Origin of the sequence: Lachnotalea glycerini (genome assembly GCF_003201285.1) — a bacterium.
GTDB classification, from domain to species: domain Bacteria; phylum Bacillota; class Clostridia; order Lachnospirales; family Lachnospiraceae; genus Lachnotalea; species Lachnotalea glycerini.
Map to the genome: position 1 here is coordinate 32,475 of NZ_QICS01000016.1, position 24,351 is coordinate 56,825.

The window sequence follows — 24,351 nt, forward strand, 5'->3', positions numbered from 1 at the left end:
ATTGTTATTCCAGCTCACATGATATTATCATATATAACTGCTAATCTAAAAAATAAGTATTCGTATACTCTTTTATACAATACTCATCTAATAAATAATACCAAAACAACATAAAAAATTCAATATTTTTTGTATACTTTCTATTTTTGTAAGAATTTCTTAACTTCACTTTTATAATAAAATGATACTAAAAAAATTAATTAAGGGTATATATTAATAGCTATAATCAATAAAGCTACCCATTTTTAAATGGATAGCCCCTTTAATAATATCGAATATACTTATTCAATTCATCCTTTTTATTGTAAGTATTAATAACTTCACCACAGTGTGACCAATGAGTACTGCTGTTAACATGAAGTCCTATCTCCACAATATAAACACTTTCTTACTATATAATCCACTAACAATACCACACCAATGGTTGTTATTGCTCTTATTCCTTCTAACATGCTAAGTGCATAATGTTTAACTACTAAAATCCATTTATTTCTGTACGATATTGACAATACGGCCCGGCACATAGATTTCTTTTACAACAGTTCCTGTTATTTTGTCAGCAATTGCATCCTTTGCTTTTGCTAAAACAGAAACCTTTTCTTCATCCTTGTCAATCATAATAGTAGCCTTCGTTTTGCCATTAATCTGAATCGCAATTTCTATTGTGCTTTCCACTGTCTTTGCTTCCTCATACTCCGGCCAAGATGCTTGATATATTCTGCCTTCCAATCCCAATACATCCCAAAGCTCTTCTGTCATATGAGGTGCAACAGGATTTAATAGAGTAATCAAAGTCTTAAATTCACCTTTTGTTACCTGATTTTTCTTATAAAAATCATTGATTAACGCCATCATGGCAGCAATCGCCGTATTGTATTTCAAGCTCTCAAAATCAGAGCTTACCTTTTTAATGGTTTGATGCATTTTAGTTTCCATATCACGAGAATACTCTTCCTCGTCAGTTACCATATCCTGAAGCTTCCACACTCGGTCAAGAAAACGTCTGCATCCTTTCACTCCATCCTCAGACCATGAAGCGCTTAAATCAAAGGCACCGATAAACATTTCATAGGCACGAAGTGTGTCCGCTCCATACTCTCTTACAATATCATCCGGATTTACTACATTTCCGCGAGACTTTGACATTTTTTCTCCATTTTCACCTAAAATCATTCCATGTGAGGTTCTCTTCTGGTATGGCTCCGATGTCGGTACGATATTATTATCATACAGGAACTTATGCCAAAAACGAGAGTATAATAAATGCAGTGTTGTATGCTCCATACCTCCATTGTACCAGTCAATTGGCAGCCAGTATTTTAATGCCTCTTTGCTTGCAAGAGCATCATTATTGTGAGGATCTGTATATCTTAAGAAATACCATGAGGAGCCTGCCCACTGTGGCATAGTATCTGTTTCCCTTTTGGCCGCGTTACCACAACATGGACAAGTGGTATTTACCCAATCAGTCATTGCAGCAATTGGAGATTCACCATTGTCGGTAGGCATATAGCTATCAACCTCGGGGAGCTCTAATGGAAGCTCACTTTCATCTAATGGAACATACCCACATTTATCACATTTTACAATTGGAATTGGTTCTCCCCAATATCTTTGTCTTGAGAATACCCAATCTCTTAATTTATAATTTACTTTCTTCTCACCGATACCTTTTTCTTCTAAATAAGCAATCATTTTCTTCTTTGCTTCACTAACCTCAAGCCCATTTAAGATATCAGAATTCACTAAGATTCCTGTTGCTACATTAGTGAATGCTTCATTTTGCACATCTCCTCCGGCCACTACCTCGATAATAGGTAAATTAAATTTCTTAGCAAACTCCCAGTCTCTTTCATCATGAGCAGGTACAGCCATAATTGCACCCGTACCGTAGGTCATTAATACGTAATCTGAAATCCAAATTGGAATTTCTTTCCCATTCACAGGATTAATTGCAGACAGACCTTCTATTACCACGCCTGTTTTTTCCTTGGCTAATTCCGCTCTTTCAAAATCAGATTTTCTAGCAGCCATTTCTCTGTATTCTTCAATTGCATTCCAATTTGTTAATTCTTCTTTATATTTGTCAATAATCGGATGCTCGGGTGATACAACCATATAGGTAGCACCAAACAATGTATCTGGTCTTGTAGTATAAACTCGTAATTTATCTTCTTTCCCCATTATTAAAAAATCGACCTCTGCACCTTCCGATTTACCAATCCAGTTCTTCTGCGAAACTTTAACCTTTTCAATATAATCAACGGTATCAAGACCTTCAATTAACTTTTCTGCATATTCTGTAATTTTAAGCATCCACTGGCTTTTTACCTTACGAACAACTTCTGAGCCGCAACGTTCACATACTCCGTTAACTACTTCTTCATTCGCAAGTCCTACTTTACAGGAAGTGCACCAATTAATCGGCATTTCTGTTTTATAGGCTAAGCCTGCCTTAAATAGCTTTAGAAAAATCCACTGTGTCCATTTGTAATAGTTTGGATCTGTAGTATTGATTTCTCTGTCCCAATCAAAGGAATATCCTAACGAATGTAACTGCTCCTTAAATCTCTTTACATTGTTCTTAGTAACAATCTTTGGATGTATTTTATTCTTGATTGCGTAATTTTCAGTTGGAAGACCAAATGCATCCCAACCCATTGGATACAATACATTATAGCCCTGCATTCTTCTCTTTCTTGCAACAATATCAAGTGCCGTATAGGGTCTTGGATGACCAACATGAAGTCCTTGTCCTGACGGATAAGGAAATTCTACTAAGGCATAATATTTTGGTTTTGAATAATCGTCTGTTGCCGCAAAAGCCTTCTCATTATCCCATACCTCTTGCCATTTTTTCTCTACTACCTTATGATTATAAACTTCTGACATAAATGTTCTCCTCTCAATTATATAAAAGTTCGTATTCTCTGATTCCTGCTCTTATACCAGTTGCAAAACAACAATTTAGAGTCCGCAGCTCCCTAATCCCTCACTCATGAGGGCTTGACTGCTTTCCAGCGCCGAATGCAGTCACACAGTGACATTTTTCACTTGCATTCGTTCGCATTGTGTTTTTATTTCATAGGAATCAAACTTTTTTACGTTACCACAACAAGGTCTTTCCTACGAAATAAAAAATCCCTTTCATCTCAATAGAGACGAAAAGGAACATTCGCGGTACCACTCTAATTCATTTCGCAAAAGCAAAATGCACTCTGTTTCTATAACGGGAAGTCCCGCCTCAATCTACTTATTTCAATTAAGGAACTCCGAGGCGAGTTGGGAGATCTTAGGTACTATCTCACACCAACCGATAGTTCTCTGAAACCATACTTCTCTTAATACTCCTCATCACAGTCTGTATCCATAACAATATTGATATTTTATCATATGGTGCTAATTTGTCAAGTATATTTCTCTAATTACAGGCATTTCTAACATTTATTCTTCTTTTTTAATTCATCCATAAATTTTTTCACCTTATATCGTTTATCCTCTGTTTCTTCTTTCCTAACAACAAAAAAGCCATTTTCCATCTCAATACAATCTCCATCCTTAGCCTCAATGGGTATCTTATATCTGGGTATATTAATCACATGGTCTTCTTGCACGCAAACAGCAAATTTGCCCTCAAATCTGTCAATTACTAATTTCATTTAATATCTCCTCGTACAATATGCTCTTACTATTAGAATACACAATATTTACCTTTTTGTAAATCACCAAATAGTACCAAGCATCAATACAACAAATAACAGACATTATTGCTGAGCTTCGTTTGTCTCTCTTATAAACTCACAAAGCTTTTGATACGCCTTACCAGACTCAATAATGTTTGCAGCCATTTCTATGCCCTCTTTCAGCGATATCCCGTCTATTCCAAGATACAAGCACATTCCTGCATTCATTAAAATCACATCTTTCTTAGGTCCATTCTCCTTACCTAATAATATATTTTCTGTAATTTTCGCATTTTCTTCGGGGGTTCCACCAATTAGTTGAGCCAGCGCACAGGATTTTAAACCAAACTCGTCTGGTGTAATAGCATAATTTGTAGTTTTTCCATCTCTAATCTCATAAACTGTAGTTTCTCCTGTTAGCGTAATTTCGTCAAGCCCATCTTTCCCGCATACAACTACACCTCTTGTTACTCCTAAATTAGCCAATACCTGTGCCAATGGCTGGGCAAGCTTTTGATCATAAACTCCAAGTAACTGCATCGTAGCGGCTGCCGGATTGGATAAAGGTCCAAGAATATTAAATACAGTTCGAATTCCCAGCTCCTTTCTCACCGGTGCAGCGTATTTCATAGAAGAATGATATACTGGTGCAAACATAAAACATATTCCTATATTATTTAGAATCTCTTCGTTTTGGCCAGGAGTAAGCATTAGATTGGCTCCGAGCTGCTCCAGTACATCGGCCGCTCCGCTCTTACTTGATACGCTTCTGTTCCCATGCTTGGCAACAGGAACGCCACCCGCTGCAACAACAAAAGCGCTCGTTGTAGAAATATTAAAAGTTCCTACTTCATCTCCTCCCGTACCTACGATATCTATCACAGCCCTTTGAGGCTGAATCTTAATACCTTTTTCCCTCATTACAGTTGCAAAAGCTGTGATTTCTCCGATTGTTTCCCCTCTCATTCTAAGACCAGCTAAGAATGCACCCATTTGAGCCTGTGTAGCTGTTCCATCCATCATTTCTTCCATAACATCTTTCGCTTCTTCATAGGTTAAGTCATTTCCAATCATTAATTTGTAAATTGCTTCTTTAATCATCTGCTTCCTTCCTCCTTTTTATTTTAGACAATATACTGTTATTCTTAATGTGGGAACCACACAATAACATATTCCTATTTATTTACATAGATTCTATATGGTATGTGTTTTATTCTATAGGAATCACTTACTTTAACACATTACATTATCAATACCTCAATATAGAAAAAAAGCTCTTGTCCCTATAAAGGGACAAAAGCTTATACTTCTGCGATACCACCCAGTTTGATGTAATACATCCACTCTGCTTATGCACTAACATGCATACCTTTTTGTTAACGGATCAGGTTTCCGTCAGCGTCTACTACCTATCGGTTTCAAGCTGCCCTCACAAGCCCATTCATTATATTACTAATACTATCTTCCACCAGCCGATAGCTCTCTGTAATTAGATTATATAACTACTTCTCTTGCTCTACGGTTTAACACTTCAATTTGCTACAGTATATTCTTATTCTGATAATTTGTCAATCTCTTTCTTAAAAACGCTTGAATTCATTGCTGTCTTTATTCTGTTTAAAGCATCTTCTAATACGGTTCTGGGGCATGCAATATTAATCCTTTGAAATCCTTTTCCTTCTTCGCCAAACATTTTTCCGCTGTCTAGCCAAAGCTTTGCTTTGCTCACAATTAACGTATCCACTTCCTCATCAGCCAAACCTAGTTTTCTAAAATCTAACCAGACTAAGTAGGTACCTTCCGGTTCGATCAATTCGATTTCAGGCAAATTAATTTTTATAAATTCTCTTACGAAATCAAGATTTCCCTTTAAATAACTTCTAAGCTGAGATAACCACTCTTCACCACTGTCATATGCAGCCTTACATGCTACTAATCCTGTAATGGAAGGTTCATGGTATCCAGTCTTGCTTTTTTCGTTTTCTATGATTTTTCTAATTCTTTCATTTGGTATCCAAATATTAGATATTTGCAATCCTGCCAAGTTAAAGGTTTTTGTAGGAGCCGTGCATGTTATAGTTAGCGCTTCATATTCAGGCTTCAAGTCACTTAATACTGTATGCTCATATCCGGGGAATATAAAATCACTATGAATTTCATCTGATACAATTTTGACATTATGCTTCACACATATATCAGCCAGTCTGATTATTTCCTCTTTCGTCCACACTCTACCACCCGGATTATGCGGATTACAAAATAAAAACAATTTAACGTTATTTTGAATAATTTTATTTTCAAAATCATCATAATCAATCACATATTTGTTATCTTTCAGAATAAGCGGATTATTGACTAATTTCCTGTTATTTTTAATAATCATAGTACTAAATGGATAATATACAGGTTTTTGTATGATAACACTGTCCCCTTCATTGGTAAGCCCTTTTATAGCTAATGCAATCGCAAAAACAACGCCAGGTGTTATTATCAGCCACTCTTTTCTGACTCTTCTCCCAAAATATTTTGAATACCACCTCTCTAAAGTGGAGAAATATTGATCATTGATTCTGGTGTAACCATAAATACCAAATTCTGATATTTCTTTTAATGCCTCAATAACCCGTATTGGTGCTTTAAAATCCATATCTGCGACCCACAACGGTAGTACATCCTCAGGCATGCCATATTCCTTATTACAATCGTATTTTAAACTATATGTGTTTTTTCTATCAATTATTTCATCAAAGTTATAATTCATAATAGTCACCTTTCTGCTGTTGTGAATTCATTATTGCTCTGTAATTATTTTAAAACGGTAATCTGAATTTAACTCTCAAATTACCGTTTATCATTTAACTTTATTTTAAACTAATGCTGCTTACATGTAAATAGCTCAAAACATAATATTATAATTTTGATACATCTAATCAAATAAAGGAGTGGATAGATATCTTTCTCCTGTATCCGGTAATACTGTAACAATCGTCTTTCCCTTGTTTTCTGGTCTTTTGGCTAATTCAATTGCTGCCCATAGCGCCGCACCTGAAGAAATACCAACTAAAATACCTTCTTTGTAAGCAATTAATCTTGCTGTCTCAAAGGCTGCATCATTTTCAACAGCAACTATTTCATCATATATTGTGGTATTTAAAACTTCAGGTACAAAACCGGCACCAATCCCTTGTATTTTATGTGCTCCCGGTGTTCCTTTCGATAAAACAGGAGAACTCGCTGGCTCAACTGCAACCACTTTAATATCTGCATTTTTGCTTTTTAAAAAAATACCAGTACCAGTAAGCGTACCACCCGTTCCTACACCTGCAACAAATAGATCAATATCGCCATCTGTATCGTTCCAAATTTCAGGGCCTGTAGTTTCAATATGCGCTTTTGGATTTGCTTCATTGACAAACTGTCCGGGTATAAATGCATTCGGTATTTCTTTCACTAGCTCATCCGCTTTTGCAATTGCTCCCGCCATTCCCTTGGTGCCTTCTGTCAACACAATTTCTGCGCCATATCCTTTCAGCAGTTTTCTTCTCTCAATACTCATTGTCTCTGGCATTACAAAAATTGCTTTATAGCCTCTTGCTGCTGCAATAGCTGCAAGACCGATACCCGTATTTCCACTTGTCGGCTCAATAATTGTTGTATCGCTATTTATCAATCCCTTTGCTTCTGCATCCTCAACCATGGCCTTTGCAATTCTATCCTTTACACTTCCGGCCGGATTAAAGTACTCAAGCTTTACAATAATTTTAGCCTCTAAGTGCTCTGCCTCCTCTAAGCGTTTTAATTCAACTAAAGGTGTCTTTCCAACCAATTCCGTAATACTACTATAAATATTAGCCATACTGTTTCCTCCTATTAGTAACAATTTATTAATTTCATAACCAGTTTCTCACTATTCATACTTATTCGCTATGAATACTATGTTTTATTTATACATTATATTTTAAAATAAGTCAATACTATTTTAAATAATTTTTATTTTTCGTTTATATTATATACGTATCTTAATATGGATGTTTGTAAAACTTATCAATTAAATAAAAAAGTGAAACAGACTACTTATTATAATCTGTTTCACTTTTTTATTTTATTCAAGATTTGCTTTGATCAATTTAATCATTTCTTTGTATTCATTCTCTGATAAGAATGTCTTTTGTGGATTCATATCAAATGTGCTTCCCCATTCTTCTGAATCCTTATACTTAGGTACCAGATGCATATGCAAATGACTTCCTGTATCTCCATAGGCTCCATAATTCACTTTATCTGGAGAAAAAGCTTTATGAATAGCCTTAGCCACTTTATTTACATCTGCAAAAAATGCATTTCTTTCTTCTTCGGACAAATCAACAATTTCACTTACATGATCCTTATAAGCCACAATACATCTGCCTTTTTTACTTTGTTCTTTAAATAACACTAAATCACTTACACCAAGTTTACAAATCGGAATACCGAATTTATCCAGTAGTTCTCCTCCCATACAATATCCACAATTTTCATCTTTCATTCTGCTTCTCCTTATCTTTCATTCCTATTTGGCTTCTTATTATGTATAAATTTTGAAATACTAACTATACTTATTTAAATAGTATAACGCAAGAATATAATATTTAAAAGATAAGAATCATTTTTTCACATATTTATGATTATGGCATATATTAAAACAACTCATTTATTTTAATAGAAGGTGATATTTTGGCTATTCGAATTTTTATTGATCAAGGTCATAATCCGATTGGTTATCACAACAGCGGTGCAGAAGGAAATGGTCTTTATGAATCGGATATTACGTATATGGTAGGTCGTTACTTAGCTGATTTATTGGAAAAAGATCCTCGTTTTGAGGTGAGAACCTCCAGAAATACCGCTTCTGAAATACTTGGAACCGATAATATAAGCAGCCTTAATGAAAGAGTAACCGAGGCAAATAACTGGCCAGCTAACTATTTTATCAGTATTCATGTTAATGCTAATGACAATCCTAATATAAACGGTACCGAAGTATATGTATCCTCTCTTTACAGTGAAAGTTATTGGCTTGGCGATGATGTTTTACGCGAAATTGTGCGTAGACTAGGTACTAATAATAATGGCGTTATAATAAGACCATCTCTTTATGTCCTTCGAAATACCAACATGCCTGCAATTTTAGTAGAGCTTGCCTATATTACAAACTCCTCTGACGCCTGGAAGCTTGCCAATCAGCAATATGCTTTTGCCTATGCCATTTATATCGGTGTATTAAACTATTTTGGCTTAAAACCACTATAAATGTAATGAATTTACATCAAGGTATAAAATCAATTCTCTTTTTGCTAAGGGATTAGGCTGTGATTAGTAATCATAAAAACTACTAACCACAGCTATTTTTAAGTCAAATTTATAAGAATATCATCTTAAAAATGGAATGCTCTATGAATAGAACATTCCATATATTACAATATAGAATACGCAATATTTCTGATCTTTCTTATTAGGGAAGCATTGGTATAACCTCCTCGTTGAAGCATCATCACAATAGTCAAATTTTCAAACGGATTAATAGTTACATAAGGACCACTCCAGCCATCCCAGCCAAATTCCCCTACTGTTCCCAATGCTCCAGCCAAAGTCAAATCCTGATAAACCCTCATAAAATTACCATAACCATATCCTATGGATGTTTCAAAATTAACCGCAGCCAACTGCTTTCGTGTCAAATGATTTTGTGTAAACAACTCAACAGACTTTCTGCTTAATAATTTAACATCTCGATAGGTTCCATAATTTACCAACATCTGTGCAAACTGATTATAATCTCTCAAAGTTGAAACAATACCTGCTCCAGCGGATTCGAAACTTGGCGCAGAAAGGCATTTTGTTAAGCATAAATGTCTTTTTTCATCTGGCTTAAGCAAATGATCTTCATATTTATAAAGCACAGATAATCGTTCTTGCTTTTCTTGTTCAACATAAAAACCTGTGTCTTGCATCCCAAGTGGATTGAAAATCTCCTTGGCATAAAATTCTGACAGCCTCATTCCTGAAGTTACTTCAATGATAGCTCCCATTACATCCACGCCAAGACCATACCTCCATCTTTCACCAGGATGAAAGGCTAACGGAATATTAGCTATTTTATTACATATCTCTAATGTTGTAATTCTCTCACCTTGATTTAATCTGGTTTGCAGTTGAGTAAATAGCTCCTCCATATGTAATCCTGCTTCATCTATATCCGGATAAACAATTCCTGAAGTCATATCAAGCAAATCTTTAACTAAAATTTCTCTTTTGGCTTTCTCTAACTTTCCGTCCTTGCATACCTGCATATTTTTAAATTCTGGTAAATAAATTTGTATTGGTGCATAAATATCAATTAATCCTCTTTCAACCTGTATCATTGCTGCAACTGCTGCAATTGGTTTACTCATGGAATAGATTCGAAAAATAGAATCTTGCGTTACCTGCTTTTTTTGTTCCAAATCCGAATATCCAAGACAATTGTTTATAACATTTTGACCTTTGTAAATAATACTAATGGCAGCACCTGGGAGTTGTCCTTTCTCTATCTCCAGATTAAGAACATCTATTATTGACTGATTTGCCTGTTTTATTCTATTCTCCATCCTGATAATCTCCTGTACAAGCAATACAATATTTTAATTAAGTTCAAAAGTTGTGGTTTGTCCATTTAAGACAATATCCAATGCTATCGTATTAACACTATTCTCATATTCCTGACCAACCTCAGCCAGTAATACTACATTCATAGATTCATGTGCTTCAAATTCATTATATAAAGTTGAAAAATCATTATTCAACAAGGATGCGTGCGAATTAATCGGTTCTTCATTATTTACTGAAATCTTCAATCTTGGACTTAAAGAAAGTATATCACAAAGTTTCGTCTCATCTGTTGTATTTTCCACCTTAAATTTCAATACTACAAAAACACTATTATCCAGACTATTTACGACATGTGGTTCTGAATTTACTGTTTCTTCTGTTTGCGCTTCATTTTCTGCTTCATCTGAATACTGTTTTGCATATTCAAAACCTTCATAGGTAATATTAAAGCCTTCTAAATTAAGAGTAGTTGCAATATCAGGTACTGTTTCCTCTGCCGCATTCGCATCAGCAGTATTATCAATCCCCATCATTTCATCCGGCAAAGCAGCCGTCTCTTCATTCATTGAAACAGCACCTTTATCCACCTCAGGTGTATTTGCATCCGCTTGCTCTGTAACAGCATTCTGAGATTCTACTAACTTCTTATTATATTTTTTATCATGCTGCAAGGTCACATTTGCCGCATAAGCTGCTATCATATCGCTTTCCTGATCCGATATATCAATCTGTTGTACACACCCCGTTAAAAATAAAACTGTTACCATCAATATCCCAATTTTTTTCATAAGTCTATCCCCTTTTCATTATCTGTATATCAATTATATCTCTTTTCAGTATCTTTGATAATTTTAACATCTTTTTAAGATTGAAACAATATCTTTTGTCTAATTATTCTGTGGTACATTAGAATCCAGCTCAAACCAAAATTCTACTCCATTATCATAATTTGAAACACCGCATTTTTTATTTAATGAATCCATAATTGCTTTTACAATTGATAGACCAATACCACTGCCTCCATATTCTCTTGTTCTTGCCTTATCTACCTTATAAAATTTAATCCATATATTATCCAAATCATTTTCTGGTATTCTATCGCCTGTGTTAAACACTGAAACACGAATATTATTTTCATATTTGGTTATTTTAACATCAATAATTTTTTCATTTGCAACGTGATTTAAAGCATTACTAAAATAATTTGTAAATACCTCTTCAAGCTTAAATTCATCTGCCCAAACATAAATAGGCTCCTTTACTGTAAAAATTACTTTTACATCCTTTTGCTTAATCAAAATATCTGACGCTTGTATTATTCCATGAATTAATGCAGTAATGTCAAATCTCTCCAGTGCTATTTTATCATTGCCAAATTCTATTTGATTAAGTGTTAATAACTTTTGCACCATTTTGTTCATTTTATTTGCTTCATCCATGATAACATCACAGTAAAATTCTCTACTCTCTGCATCATCATTTATGCATTCCTTTAACCCTTCAGCATAGCCTTGAACCAAAGCTATAGGGGTTTTTAATTCATGTGAAACATTGGATAAAAACTCTTTTCTCATTTCGTCGATCTGTTCTTTTTTCTCAATATCTGTTTTTAGCTCATTATTGGCTGTTTTTAATTCAGATATTGTTTTTTCTAAAGTTTCTGATAATTTATTGATATGATTTCCAAGTATCGCTATTTCATCGCTTCCCCCTCTTGTATATTTGGCTTCAAAATCCAGCTTTGTCATTCGTTTTGATATTCTGGCTAAATCTAGTATTGGTTTTGAAATCTGCTCTGATACAGTCCATATAATCATCGCACTAATCATAACAGCACATAAGCCGACATAACTTAAAAACCGATTGGAAATTGAAACACTTTCTCGAATGCTTTCAACAGCGGTACGCATAATGAATAAATTGTTATTTTCTAGATTTCCCCATATTTCCAAATAATCTGTATTAATTTGCGGATCTCTTGTCTTTTGAATAATGTAATTTTGCTCTTTGCTAAGCACTGTAACGTCATCCGTATTTTGTTCGAAAATATTTTTTAAGAGCTGCTGATTAAGCATATCATAATCATAAACAGAGGACATGATAACCTTACCGCTCGGAGCAATAACAAGAATAGATATATTACCTGTAGACGTAATCTTTTCAAATTGCATTAAAAAATCATCAGACATTAAGGTTCCGTCATTACCTGCCTGATTGATTTCGTTATAGGCATTTAATAAAACATTCTCCTTGTTTGCGACATAGTAGCGCTCCAAAAAAGTATTATTTACAAACCAACACAAAAAAATAGTACTCGTCATTAAAATAATAAATACTGAGGCTATTTCTTTCTTAAGTGACCATCTCATTATTCTACCTCGAACTTGTAGCCCATAACTACCATTTTATCACTACTTTTATATCCATTTTCCAAAAAAATATAATTTTTAACCTATTTTCTATATAAAATTTGATATAATTTTTATTTATTTTCCGGTAACTATTTGGCAACTATTGTTTTCTCTTTTATTTTATACTAATCAGCTAAAGAAACTATATTGTTATTAGCTAATTACTGAATGCTATAATTATACTATCTTTGCACAAGGCTTTCAATTCATTTCACAGTAAATTCATGTTCTTTAACTAGTCTACATAAAAGCAGATAAAAGTACCATAGCATATTATTATTTCCGTAATGAGGGTTACATGAAATCCAAGTATTTAATTATTTTTGTCAAAAGATGTATCGTATATTCTTTAAAATATTTCGTAATAATAATTCTGTAGTGTATTTCGTATAGAGTAAAAGAAAGGAAGCAATCAATATGGCAAAAGCAGGTATGAAAAGACCTGATCCCAAAGAACCTCATGGCACGGAAAGCAATCACAAATTGCACATTCCAAAAAATTCAGTAGCACCAGTACCAGAAATTCAAGGAAAAGCTAAAAATGGTCATGAGAAAATCAAACCAATGCATTAATTCCCATTATACCTCTTTATTAACTAAGGGCTGTTGTTCCAAATTGACTAAAAACTAGTCAATTTGGCAACAGCCCCTTTATTAGCAGTTATATCATATACACTTTCATATCCCTCTGCAATTTTGCTGATAGCATTTGTATACTCTCTTATAGATTTTTTTACAGAGTTACAATTGTTAAAACGAGCCTATTCCACCTCAAACTTGTAGCCCATACCCCATATTGTCCTTATATAGTTACCTTTTACTCCAAGTTTATTTCTTAATTTTTTTACATGTGTATCAATAGTTCTTGCATCTCCAAAGTAGTCATAATTCCAAACACTATTTAGAATTTTTTCTCTTGAAAGAGCAATACCCTGATTTTCAATAAAATATGTCAACAATTCAAATTCCTTAAAGCTTAACTCAATCGCTTCTCCATCAATATAAACCATATGAGCTGCCTTGTTAATTTCTATGCCTCCAACCTTAATCACATCATCCTTATTCAGTACATTAGCACGTCTAAGAAGTGCTTCTACTCTTGCAACCAATATTTTAGGGCTGAACGGCTTAGCTATATATTCGTCCACTCCAAGTTCAAAGCCCTGCAGTTCATCCCTTTCATCCGCTTTAGCAGTGAGCATAATAACTGGAACCTTAGAACATTCTCTTACCTCTCTGCAAACCTGCCAACCGTCAATTTGGGGCATCATAACATCTAAAATAATAAGAGCAATATCCTTTACTGCATAGAATTGCTCCAATGCCTCCGCCCCATCAGCTGCTTCTATTACTTCATAATCCTGCTTAACCAAAAAGTCTTTTACCAACTTTCTCATTCTGCTTTCATCATCTACAACAAGAATCTTTAATTTATCACGATTCATAATGATAACCCCTCTTTCTATCTGTTATTCAATGCTTTTTCTCTTTCTGTTAAATCCTGTTCCCATGAAGCATATTTATTAACCAACTTTTCTTCATAATTCAATATATTTACATTATTGCCTGTAGTTGTAATAACAAACATAGCAGCAATCACAATTGCCAAAATAATATTTATTATAATTGACATCTTAAGTCTCTCACGATATGCTTTTTTCGAATTGCTAAATATATGTGCTATTCTATCTGCCATATTCCTTTTTGATATACCATTATCTAATGGCTCTACCTGAATATTTTTAATACTATTATTATCTATTTCCTTACTGTCAATCAGAAGCTGCTGAAGCTCTTTTAAATAGCTTATTCCTATCGGAGTATGAAATAACCCCTCAGAAACTAATTTATTATATACAACCAGTACTGTTTTCACATTTTTTGTATTTGCTTTCTTTTTAAGATATTCTACACCCTTTAACTCATTTTCCGCTGCAATTGCATCACGCCTTGAGCAAAAAACAAATCCATCTATCTCTAAATTATCTCTATCTGCCATTGTATCACTCCTTTTACTAACTGATATTTTAACAGATTTAATAGCAAATTTCTATTCAATAATTTAAATCTTATGATTGTACTTTACTACAGTCTTATATCCTTTATCAAGTTATTTCACAGAATATTTAAACTTATTATTTTAAGATTTTTGTTTAATATAAGCAAAATTAGAAATAATACCTAATGAGGTGATACTATGATAAATAACGAAGAGCTTCCTATCGGTTTTACAATGGAGCTTGCACAGCACAGTGACGTTTTGAATCAATTTTCTAAATTGACAAAAGAAAAACAAAATGAATTAATTGAAGGAGCAAAATGCATCAATTCAAAAGATGCCATGCGTGACTATGTAATAAATATATTCAAATAACTCCTATTTATATCAAGATAGTCACCATACCCGCTTCAAAACATTTCAGCAAACTGCTCCTTTATTAAGTGAGCAGTTTTTTAACTGAATCATATCATGTATAATGACATCAGTAAATGATGTGATCTTTTATTAAATAATTTAAAAGAATTTAAATACTTACAATTAAATATTTATATGGATTATATAAACATTTAAAAAATAATAAACTTTATATGTTCGGTTATAAACATTTTGTTATCTACATAAACATAGGGAATATGGCTCGTTAAATAACATTAAATATTTAATTAATTTTATAATTATACTTACAATTTCATAATTCGATAAATTATTTTATAAAATTACAAATTAATACATGAATATTGAAAAAATTACTTGTATGATGTATACTATTTATACACGCAAAAGTAAGAAATATACATAAGTAAATCGATATTATAACAATATAAGGAGGATGAATATGAATATAATTCAATTAGAAGAATTAATTAGTAACTCGCAAAATATTGTATGTATCAACGGACGAGGTATGACTTATGATTGCGGCTATCCTGAATATTGGACTCAGAATTATTCATATTATTTTGAGAACAAATATGGAAAATCGATGGAAGAAATATATAATATCGGTTTTTATTCAACAAGGAGTAAGGAGTTCTTTGAAATATACAAAGAAGAGATACTAAAATTTAAGTTTAAACCTAGTCTTTCCTATTATAAATTGGCTCAACTTGAGAAAATAGGTAGATTAAAATGCTGTATTACTAAAGGAATATTTAATTTGGCACAGCGAGCTGGATGTAAAAATGTAATAGATATATACGGAAATGTTTATGATAATATATGCCCAAAATGCGGTCAACGATACTCGGTTGATTATATGATACAAAGCAAGGGACTACCCAAATGTCTGGAATGTAATTCTGCCATTAGACCTGATGTAAAAATGATTGGCGAATTAATTGATAATAATAAGGTTACAAAAGCAATGAATGCAATTTCAACAGCTGATATGCTATTAATACTTGATACTGGTTATAATGGGGAATTCAAAGAATATCTCTCACATTATTGTGGAAATAAAGCAGTTCTAATTAAGGATACTTATCATGAAAGTGATAAGCTTGCAAATTATATTATATATGATAAATCAAAAAATGTACTTACAAAGCTTAGTGATGAAAAAGTACATATAATCTATGATAAGCTTGAAGTTGTGAATCATTAAATACAATGATACCTATTGATTTCTTAAATCATTGATAGGAATAAAATGGATTATAAATAAAGTTGACATAATAAAATTATTAGATTATAATAAACTTACGTTTGCATACCTACAGCCTAGGGGTTGTACTGGTTTCGACGGGGGTTTAGAAGTTAAGGAAGCCATTCGCGGGGCGGGACCGCGTCATTAATCCGTAAAATAAATATAAACGCAGACGAAAATTTAGCGTACGCTGCCTAGTGGCAGCAGTCGACCTTAAGCCACTCGCTGCTTAAGAATTCGGCTTCGAACTTGCGGGGCACTTTACTTTTAAAGCTTTGAAAAAGTAAAAGAATTTATGAAGCTACTAAAATCCAAAGCCTGTCATTAGGCGCTGGACAGAGGGAATGTTAAAATAATGACTGTAATGGGAGATGCCATGATGGAAGAGCTTTCGGACAGGGGTTCGATTCCCCTCAGCTCCATATTAAAGAGATATCACAAAAATATTTAAGATGCTTGAAATGCTTATAATTACAGTGTTTTGAGCATTTTTTATTTTATGAATTTAACATATCGTTTTATTTTTAGTTCGGTTAAAACCGTTACATTTTATTTAATTTCGGCTTTATTTGGGTATTATTTTGGTTATAAAATTGAGTAAAATTATCTTAAATTATATTTAAAAATCTAACTGCTTCAACCTGCTGTTCTTTTAAAACATGGATATATTTAGATCAAACGTTCGTTGAAGATTTCTTGCTGTACTATAATTACCATTTGTCGCATATACAACAAACTCTGTTTGAATATTATGATTATTGATAAACTCTTTTAGTAGATTTAAGTAATAAATAGCACTTTCATTTAAAGGGATTACTCTTTCACCATATACTGTTTTAGTAGTAGCTAAACTTGAATACGTTTTGATTTTATTTTACTATCTCTTACTTTAACGTTACTCTTATTTTTGCCTTTGCAGCTTGCACCTCATTAAGACCAGTTGGTAATAATAGCACAAAAACCATTACAATAGGCGTTAACAGTACCTTTTTAAGATTTTTCAATATAAATCCTCCCTCACCTATGAATAGGTATATTTACCATTATGAATAGGAAAAAGGAACTAGTTTTCTATTAAATAAGATTAATCTATTTCATATCTATTTTGTAAATAATTATTCCATAAAAAAAGATACACACTATTTCTAGTATATATCTTTCATAGATTTATGCTTCTCTTGCATTGGCACGATTTGCAGAGCATACCCTAGTGGGGTAAGTACTTTTAATATGCTGTCTACTTGTGGCGAATGAATATCAGATTCCATTCTCGCTATTACTGGCTGCTTTACATTACACATTTCTGCTAATTGAGATCGTGTTAATCCACGTTTACTAATTTAAGGAGTAAAGGACTTCTTGTATTTTCCAATGCTATTTAGGATATATTGTTTATGAATTTGGAATGCTGCCTCCTAAAATCAATTACCATTTACTACTATAATTTGATTCTTTGCTGACTGATGAAAGAGTCGTTAAATACCTATTATGGATTTAACATACTGCCATTCCACTTTATCATTTCTCCTTGACACATAAAATAAAACGGCATATTGGGTGCCTCAATTCGCATTTCACGGTCAAATGTATATGGATCTGAGCCATGTCTTATAAAAGTCCAAAAATGGCTTGGTATGGTTAATTTGGGGGTCACTAGTTTAACAAGGTCAACCCCTTCATAAGAATTCATATTTCCATACTCTCCATTGATAGGGAGTACCAAAATATCAATGTCTTTTGAAGCAGCATATTGCATGCGATCGCACTGAAAAGAAGTGTCTCCTGCAAAATAAATTAAATGACCTTCTGTTTCTACCAGCATACCAATTGCATCTTTGGCGTGATCACCATGATCTGCAAAAACAGCTTCTAATTTGTATTCATCCAATTCTACTTTCGTTCCCTTATTAAACAATAGAAGTTGCTTTTCACTTATTCCAGCTTCTTTGCACATTTTAAATGATGTATCGGGTGCTAATATTCTAGTATTTGGATTTCTTTTCATAATATCCGGAATGATATCCATATCCAAGTGGTCTTCGTCGTGATGGCTTATAACTATTAAATCAGGATTTAAATCTTCTGCTTCCATAACTGGCATCATCAACCTTTTTAATCCGCATATTCTTTCAACGGCATCCGATAAATAGGGATCCACCACTAACGTTTTTCCTCTACTGTTTTTTATGATAAATCCAGCTTGACCAAGCCAAAATAATGCAAGTTCTCCTTCTTGTACCTTACATTGGTTTAACTTTTTTACAAATTCCATGCTCATTCTCCTCTTTAATTCAAGACAAACACTGATTCTTTTGTCTATCCAAGTTTTTTTTAAACTTCAAACGGATATACCTTGAATGCATTGTCATACAAAATAGCAGAAAGCTCTTTTTCTGTAAACAAATTAGAGTCTATGATATAATTGATTAATTGTTGGTATGAGTAACTATTTAGAACCGATGGTATATCCGTACCCCAAAGCAGCTTATCATAACCAACAATATCTTTAGCAAACTGTATATACTTAATTCCAGTCGGATAGGGGTATTCTTCTGGCTGCACATTAAATGGAATTGCAGCAAGATCAAAATAAATATGATTTGATGTTAATAAATTCAAACTTTTCTTTAAAGCTTCTTCATCTCCTTCTTTTAAGGTTGGTGCAAGAAGATGGCACACTACAATTCTTAATTCTGGAAACGTTTTTGCAATCTTTGCAATTGATTCTGGCTGAAAGCTAGACATTCCTGGGCTTCCTATATCCAACACAAGTGTTTGATTATTCTCTGTACATTTTTTAGCAATTGGCATAAATACCTCTGCAATGTCAAAGACTCTGTGATACGACATGAATCCACAGCCTGTACTCGTTTCAAATTTAAGAATTTTCATCTTTAAATCATTTGTCAAACGATTATAAATCGCATCCGCATAATATCCCATCGGATCAAACGTTCCCGCACCAATAAACATATCTGAGTATTCTAAAGCCGTTTGTGCTACATATTCATTTTGAAATCCATAAAAACTTCCTTGGAGTAAAACAGCTCGTTCTACTCCATTTTCCTTTAGAACATTATAACAAGTTTCTGCAGTAAAGGCAAACTCTCCCATTTCAGGTGGTATCATTTTAACAACTTCTCCATTTGCCCAACGAGCTTGCCCTTTGCCAATGGGTGTAAGTTCTCCTTTTCCATTAAATCCTCTTAAGGTTTCAAAAATATGTACATGGGAGTCAATGATTTTCATAGAGAACCTCCTTCTTTCGCTAACTTTTTCCCTTTTTTGAAGAAAAAGTTACTTTTTTGCAATCCACTATTTTTGTGTCTGATATGAGCATCAAATGCTACCGCAGCAACAATAACAATACACTTAACAATTCCATGATAATCTGATGTCACACCAATGAGTCGTAGTCCGTTTGAAATAACTCCTACCAAAAATGCGCCCCATATAGCACCAATAATGCTTCCTTCACCTCCCATTAAGGAAGCGCCTCCGACGACTAGTGCCGTAAGAACGTAATTGTCATATCCTTGCGCAGCTTTTGCAATTGCCTGACGATTCATACTTGCAAGAACAATTCCTGCCATGGCAGCAGTAAATCCTGATGTTATATAGGATAGAATAATAATCTTTTTGCTCTTAACACCGGACAATCGGCATGCTTCTGCATTTCCACCTACGGCATATACATTTCGCCCCAATACCGTTTTATTTAACAAGACATACGATATAATAGCTATAGTAAGCATAATTATGATGGAAAATGGAATTCCAAATAATCGACCGCCACCCAAGAAAGCAAAAGAAGCTGGTTCCATACAAGGTATTACATTGTTTTTTGTTAATAATTGTGCAACGCCATATACTATGTTTTGCGAAGCTAACGTGATTAAAAAAGCTGGAACATCAAATTTAGAAACGATAATCCCATGAATCAACCCTACAAAAACCCCTAATAGAAGTCCGCCAAGCACGCCGATGATAACGCCTGAAGTTGAATAGTTGCTTTTTACAATTTGAACCACCGCAAATGCTCCAGCTGCCGCTGCAACGGCTCCTACCGAAAGGTCAATTCCCCCCAGTAAGATAGGAAAAATTGTGCCGCATACCATAATTCCGTAAATAGAGATTGATAACAAGATACTCTTCATATTTGCGGCTGTTAAAAAGACTCCTGGTTGAAGAATGGTTAATATAAGCATAACGATTAATAAAATCCATAATTTTTGAGATTTACTTAAAATCTTTTTGAAATCAATTTTTTTACTGTTCATTATTTTCAGCCTCCTTCGTTAGGATTCCAGATTCAGCCATTAGTATATCCTCTTGCGTTATTTTTCCACTTGAAAATTCTGTAAATATTTCTCCCTTTCTCATAACAATAATTCGTTGAGAAACTCTAAGTAATTCTTGTAAATCGGAAGAAACCATAATAACGGATGCCCCATTCTTTGCTATACTTTCGATAATTTTATATATTTCATCTTTTGCACCAACATCAATTCCTGCAGTCGGCTCATCAATAATCAGTACTTTTAAATCTCTGCTTAACCATTTAGCCAAAACTGCTTTCTGCTGATTACCGCCCGAAAGATTTCCAACTGGTATTTGTGAATTGTTGGGTCTGATGCCCAAAGCATCTACCATTTTATTGCCAAGTGTCTTTTCTTTTTGTTCTTTGACAAATCCGCCAACTGCTAACGTATCATAATTGGTTAAGGCTACATTTTTTTCAATGGACAAAAGAGGGGTAAATCCCTGATTTCTTCGATCTTCTGGTACTAAACCAAATCCAAGTTCAATATTCTTGCCAATGCTTCTAGGTAGTTCTTTCCCATCTAAAGTCACAGTTCCACTATCAATAGGATCCGCTCCATAAATGCATCTCATAACCTCTGTTCTTCCTGCTCCAACTAAACCAGCAAAGCCAAGTATCTCACCTTCATGAAGTTCAAAGCTAATATTCTTAAAAACACCTTTCTTCTCTAAATTCACTACTTTTAATTTGACTGGTGTATTTGCTACTCTTAAATTGTTTGAAGCAGTCGATTCACTAAGATCTTTTCCAATCATTAATCGAATCACATCGGAAGGATTAATTTCTTCTCTGTTGAGTAATGCTTCTCTTACCCCATCTCGTAATACGGTTAATCTATCTGACAGACGATAAACTTCTTCCAAACGATGTGAGATATAAATAATGCTGACTCCTTGTTCCTTTAACTGTTCAATAATCTTAAATAGGGCTTCTGACTCTTTTGAACTTAAGGAAGCAGTTGGCTCATCCATAATAATCAATTTTGATTTTTCACTTAACGCTTTTAATATCTCGACTGTTTGCCTTTGTGCTATCGTCAACGTCTCCACGATTGCGTCTGGTTTGATTCCAAAATTGTATTTATTAATTAGCTCAATTACTTCTTCTCTCATCTTTTTCGATTGAACAAAACCAAATTTTTCTTTTTCTTTTCCTAACATAATGTTTTGAACAACAGTTAAAGTAGGGATTAAGCTTAGCTCTTGATAAATTACACCGATACCTAGTTTTATCGCATCTGATCTATTATTAATATGAACTTCTTCTCCATCAAAAATGATCCTGCCACCATCTTTTGGATAAATTCCTGTTAATATCTTAATTAAAGTTGATTTTCCAGCTCCATTTTCTCCCATAAGGGCATGCACTTCACCACTTTCAACCTCAAAATTAACTTTTTTTAATACGGGGCAGCCATTAAAGTTTTTTTCAATTTCTTCCATTTTTAATAAAGTTTGATTTGACATTATGCTTCGCCCCCTGCCATTTTCATTTCTACATCTTTTGCTTTCTGTTGTATGCGCTTTTGAACCATGTTATTATATACAGAATCAAAAATAATCATAATAACAATAACAACACCTTTTATTACCAACTGGGCTGCTGTTGGCATATGGTACTTTAAAATACCATTTTGTAATACGGCCATAAATATTGCACCTATAACTGTTCCAAAAATATCACCACGTCCCCCGCAGAAAGCACATCCACCAACTACAACTGCTGCGATCACCTCAAATTCAAGACTTACTCCTAAATCTGTTGTAACACTGCCAACACGCCCAATTTCAAAAATAGCCGCTATTCCACACAAAAAACCTGTTATAGTAAATACTATTATTTTAATTTTTTCTGTGTTAATTCCAGAAAGTTCAGCCGATTTTCTATTTGCTCCAGTTGAATATATATACACACCTAATTTCGTCTTTTTTAATATGATCTGTCCAATGATTGCAATTAACAAAAATGCCATAGTAACTAGGTAAAATCCATTCACACTTCCTCCCATAAGAAGAATACCCGGATTTGTTATTTTCTTATTTGTAATCACCCCAGCCTCACGGATTGCGAAAACAAACACCATAGAACGAAACAAATATTGTGTGGATAAAGTAGCTATAAATTCAGGTACTCGGAGTTTGGTAACGATAAACCCATTTAACCCTCCACATAATGTACCTGTTGCAATTGCAATCAGCATAATTACTGGTGCAGGTAAATTATAATAGTACATTAAATTAGCACATATCATACTAGCTAATCCTACGATTGCTCCAGTGGACAAATCAATACCCGCCGTTATAATTACAAATGCCACACCTACAGCTATCGTACCACTTATTGCACATTCTCTTAAGATGTTTAAAATATTTCCAACAGTAAAAAATGAGCTGCTAGTTACTCCAAAAATAAGCATCATTAAAACTAGCGAAACGACAGAAATTAAACGACGTATATTCTCCTGTCTCATATGTATACCTCCTTAATTCGTATATCTTTTTAACAATCCGGCTGTTCCAACAGGATTTACACCTTTTAATCTCCTTTAACTTACCAACGCATATCTTCTGTAATACTATCTAAATTATCTTGTGTTACAATGGTTGGAGACATTTTAATCACTGGTGTTTCACTCAATGAACTTGCTGTTATTCCGGAATCCACTGCATACATTGCCATTTGTGCACACAATGCTCCCTGATTGTTACAGTTTGTGTAAACCGTTCCAGTACACAATCCTTGTGATATGTAATCTAGCATTTTTGATTCTCCATCAACGCCCCATATTGCGATCTGGTCTAATCTTCCTGCTGCTTTTACTGCTTCTGCAGCTCCTTCTGCCATTGCATCATTATGACATAGTACAGCATCAATTTCTTGATATTTTGTTAAATAATCATTCATTACGGTATTCGCATTCTCAGTTAACCATTCACCAGACTGCTCATCAAGTATTTCAATATTAGGATATTTTTCTTCCATAACTGCTTTAAATCCCTTGTCAATGTTTTCTCCCTTTGTTGCTCCTGGTGTTGCTGATATAATTACAACTTTACCCGTTCCATTCAAACTTTCGCCGATTTTATCTGCGATTGCCTGTCCCGCTTCCACATCAACTGCCGATACGAGTGCTGTATGAGTAGTATCTGCATCAAGATTTACTGTAATAACTGGAATTCCTGCTGATTCTGCTTTTTCAGTTGAAGTAGAAAGTCCTGATGCATCCGTTGCCTGTAAAATAATTGCATCGTATTTTTGATTGATTAATTCATCCATTACCTTTACTTGAGTATCTACGGATGCTTGTCCATCAAATACATCAAATGTGACATTGGAAAATGCTGACAAGTACTCTTTCATTCCATCTGACCAAGCTGCTGCACAAGAATCTCCAATTACATTTGGTAAAAATGCAATCTTAATTTCCTCTGTATAAACATCTTTTCCCGTTGCCGCTTCTGTTGTACTCTCTGATTCATTTGCCTGACTATCCGTCTTAATACTACTGCAACCTGCATATAGAGTTGCTGACATAATTCCCACCATAAATAAAGCTAACATTTTTTTCATTTTACATTTCTCCTTTTGTTTTTTATTAAAATAATGATACATATTATATCATCATGTTAATTACTAAAGCTAACATTTACTTTTATTAT

Annotated in this window: 22 protein-coding genes, 1 other RNA gene and 2 other annotated features; of the genes, 5 read left to right on the forward strand and 18 right to left on the reverse strand. The window is 33.8% G+C overall.

Going from position 1 to position 24,351, the window contains the following annotated elements; translation table 11 throughout:
* Window positions 1-486: 486 nt before the first annotated feature.
* The 6 genes from leuS to C8E03_RS19410 form a co-directional block, all read right to left on the reverse strand.
* The gene (leuS, locus tag C8E03_RS19385) at window positions 487-2,892 is read right to left on the reverse strand and encodes a leucine--tRNA ligase (RefSeq protein WP_094375748.1); all 2,406 of its coding nucleotides are present in this window, start codon (window positions 2,890-2,892) and stop codon (window positions 487-489) included.
* A 262-nt stretch (window positions 2,893-3,154) separates the two neighbouring features.
* Window positions 3,155-3,367, reverse strand: a binding site (T-box leader).
* Window positions 3,368-3,437: 70 nt separating this feature from the next.
* Window positions 3,438-3,659 (reverse strand): DUF3006 domain-containing protein, encoded by a 222-nt coding sequence (locus C8E03_RS19390; protein ID WP_110291883.1) that lies wholly within the window; start codon window positions 3,657-3,659, stop codon window positions 3,438-3,440.
* A gap of 105 nt (window positions 3,660-3,764) precedes the next feature.
* Complete coding sequence (trpD, locus tag C8E03_RS19395) at window positions 3,765-4,784, reverse strand: anthranilate phosphoribosyltransferase (protein ID WP_110291884.1); 1,020 nt, start codon at window positions 4,782-4,784, stop codon at window positions 3,765-3,767.
* A 185-nt stretch (window positions 4,785-4,969) separates the two neighbouring features.
* Window positions 4,970-5,211, reverse strand: a binding site (T-box leader).
* Between the two features lie 24 nt (window positions 5,212-5,235).
* Entirely contained in the window at window positions 5,236-6,444 is a 1,209-nt protein-coding gene (locus C8E03_RS19400) for a MalY/PatB family protein (protein ID WP_110291885.1), read from the reverse strand.
* A 165-nt stretch (window positions 6,445-6,609) separates the two neighbouring features.
* A complete protein-coding gene (gene cysK / locus C8E03_RS19405) occupies window positions 6,610-7,539 on the reverse strand; it encodes a cysteine synthase A (RefSeq protein WP_110291886.1) in 930 nt (309 codons plus the stop codon).
* Window positions 7,540-7,785: 246 nt separating this feature from the next.
* Complete coding sequence (locus C8E03_RS19410; protein ID WP_110291887.1) at window positions 7,786-8,208, reverse strand: HIT family protein; 423 nt, start codon at window positions 8,206-8,208, stop codon at window positions 7,786-7,788.
* Window positions 8,209-8,396: 188 nt separating this feature from the next.
* Between C8E03_RS19410 and C8E03_RS19415 the strand changes: the two genes are divergently transcribed.
* On the forward strand, window positions 8,397-8,972 hold the full coding sequence (locus C8E03_RS19415) for an N-acetylmuramoyl-L-alanine amidase family protein (RefSeq protein WP_094375754.1): 576 nt from the start codon (window positions 8,397-8,399) through the stop codon (window positions 8,970-8,972).
* Window positions 8,973-9,136: 164 nt separating this feature from the next.
* On the opposite strand, the gene C8E03_RS19420 is transcribed toward C8E03_RS19415, so the two are convergent.
* From C8E03_RS19420 to C8E03_RS19430, 3 genes are all read right to left on the reverse strand, one after another.
* On the reverse strand, window positions 9,137-10,309 hold the full coding sequence (locus C8E03_RS19420) for a serine hydrolase domain-containing protein (protein WP_110291888.1): 1,173 nt from the start codon (window positions 10,307-10,309) through the stop codon (window positions 9,137-9,139).
* Between the two features lie 33 nt (window positions 10,310-10,342).
* Window positions 10,343-11,098, reverse strand: a complete 756-nt coding sequence (locus C8E03_RS19425) for a hypothetical protein (RefSeq protein WP_094375756.1) — start codon at window positions 11,096-11,098, stop codon at window positions 10,343-10,345.
* 99 nt (window positions 11,099-11,197) lie between these two features.
* Window positions 11,198-12,679: a sensor histidine kinase gene (locus C8E03_RS19430; protein ID WP_110291889.1), complete on the reverse strand. Its 1,482-nt coding sequence runs from the start codon at window positions 12,677-12,679 to the stop codon at window positions 11,198-11,200.
* A gap of 459 nt (window positions 12,680-13,138) precedes the next feature.
* Here C8E03_RS19430 and C8E03_RS22115 point away from each other — a divergent pair, with 459 nt between their 5' ends.
* Window positions 13,139-13,294, forward strand: coding sequence for a hypothetical protein (locus C8E03_RS22115; RefSeq protein WP_170123073.1), 156 nt, complete (start codon window positions 13,139-13,141; stop codon window positions 13,292-13,294).
* Between the two features lie 188 nt (window positions 13,295-13,482).
* On the opposite strand, the gene C8E03_RS19435 is transcribed toward C8E03_RS22115, so the two are convergent.
* Window positions 13,483-14,166, reverse strand: coding sequence for a response regulator transcription factor (locus tag C8E03_RS19435; protein ID WP_110291890.1), 684 nt, complete (start codon window positions 14,164-14,166; stop codon window positions 13,483-13,485).
* Between the two features lie 17 nt (window positions 14,167-14,183).
* The gene (locus C8E03_RS19440) at window positions 14,184-14,720 is read right to left on the reverse strand and encodes a hypothetical protein (RefSeq protein ID WP_094375759.1); all 537 of its coding nucleotides are present in this window, start codon (window positions 14,718-14,720) and stop codon (window positions 14,184-14,186) included.
* A 198-nt stretch (window positions 14,721-14,918) separates the two neighbouring features.
* Here C8E03_RS19440 and C8E03_RS22120 point away from each other — a divergent pair, with 198 nt between their 5' ends.
* The 3 genes from C8E03_RS22120 (at window position 14,919) to ssrA (ending at window position 16,793) form a co-directional block, all read left to right on the forward strand.
* Window positions 14,919-15,095 carry a hypothetical protein gene (locus tag C8E03_RS22120; RefSeq protein WP_170123074.1) on the forward strand — a complete coding sequence of 59 codons (177 nt, stop codon included), beginning with the start codon at window positions 14,919-14,921 and terminating at the stop codon, window positions 15,093-15,095.
* 463 nt (window positions 15,096-15,558) lie between these two features.
* On the forward strand, window positions 15,559-16,326 hold the full coding sequence (locus C8E03_RS19445; protein ID WP_170123075.1) for a Sir2 family NAD-dependent protein deacetylase: 768 nt from the start codon (window positions 15,559-15,561) through the stop codon (window positions 16,324-16,326).
* Window positions 16,327-16,445: 119 nt separating this feature from the next.
* Window positions 16,446-16,793: a transfer-messenger RNA gene (gene ssrA, locus C8E03_RS19450) on the forward strand.
* A 720-nt stretch (window positions 16,794-17,513) separates the two neighbouring features.
* Here the strand turns inward: ssrA and C8E03_RS22985 are convergent.
* The 7 genes from C8E03_RS22985 to C8E03_RS19485 all read right to left on the reverse strand — a co-directional run bounded on the left by C8E03_RS22985 (window position 17,514) and on the right by C8E03_RS19485 (window position 24,262).
* The gene (locus C8E03_RS22985; RefSeq protein WP_278321201.1) at window positions 17,514-17,708 is read right to left on the reverse strand and encodes a helix-turn-helix domain-containing protein; all 195 of its coding nucleotides are present in this window, start codon (window positions 17,706-17,708) and stop codon (window positions 17,514-17,516) included.
* Window positions 17,709-17,854: 146 nt separating this feature from the next.
* Window positions 17,855-18,640 carry an MBL fold metallo-hydrolase gene (locus C8E03_RS19460; protein ID WP_170123076.1) on the reverse strand — a complete coding sequence of 262 codons (786 nt, stop codon included), beginning with the start codon at window positions 18,638-18,640 and terminating at the stop codon, window positions 17,855-17,857.
* Window positions 18,641-18,699: 59 nt separating this feature from the next.
* Window positions 18,700-19,617, reverse strand: coding sequence for an amidohydrolase family protein (locus C8E03_RS19465; protein ID WP_110291893.1), 918 nt, complete (start codon window positions 19,615-19,617; stop codon window positions 18,700-18,702).
* Complete coding sequence (locus C8E03_RS19470; RefSeq protein ID WP_094375764.1) at window positions 19,614-20,648, reverse strand: ABC transporter permease; 1,035 nt, start codon at window positions 20,646-20,648, stop codon at window positions 19,614-19,616. The genes C8E03_RS19465 and C8E03_RS19470 overlap by 4 nt, the downstream gene beginning before the upstream one ends.
* Window positions 20,638-22,158, reverse strand: a complete 1,521-nt coding sequence (locus tag C8E03_RS19475) for a sugar ABC transporter ATP-binding protein (RefSeq protein ID WP_094375765.1) — start codon at window positions 22,156-22,158, stop codon at window positions 20,638-20,640. The genes C8E03_RS19470 and C8E03_RS19475 overlap by 11 nt, the downstream gene beginning before the upstream one ends.
* Window positions 22,158-23,162, reverse strand: a complete 1,005-nt coding sequence (locus tag C8E03_RS19480; protein ID WP_094375766.1) for an ABC transporter permease — start codon at window positions 23,160-23,162, stop codon at window positions 22,158-22,160. The genes C8E03_RS19475 and C8E03_RS19480 overlap by 1 nt, the downstream gene beginning before the upstream one ends.
* An 80-nt stretch (window positions 23,163-23,242) precedes the next feature.
* Complete coding sequence (locus C8E03_RS19485) at window positions 23,243-24,262, reverse strand: sugar ABC transporter substrate-binding protein (RefSeq protein WP_094375767.1); 1,020 nt, start codon at window positions 24,260-24,262, stop codon at window positions 23,243-23,245.
* Window positions 24,263-24,351: the final 89 nt, after the last annotated feature.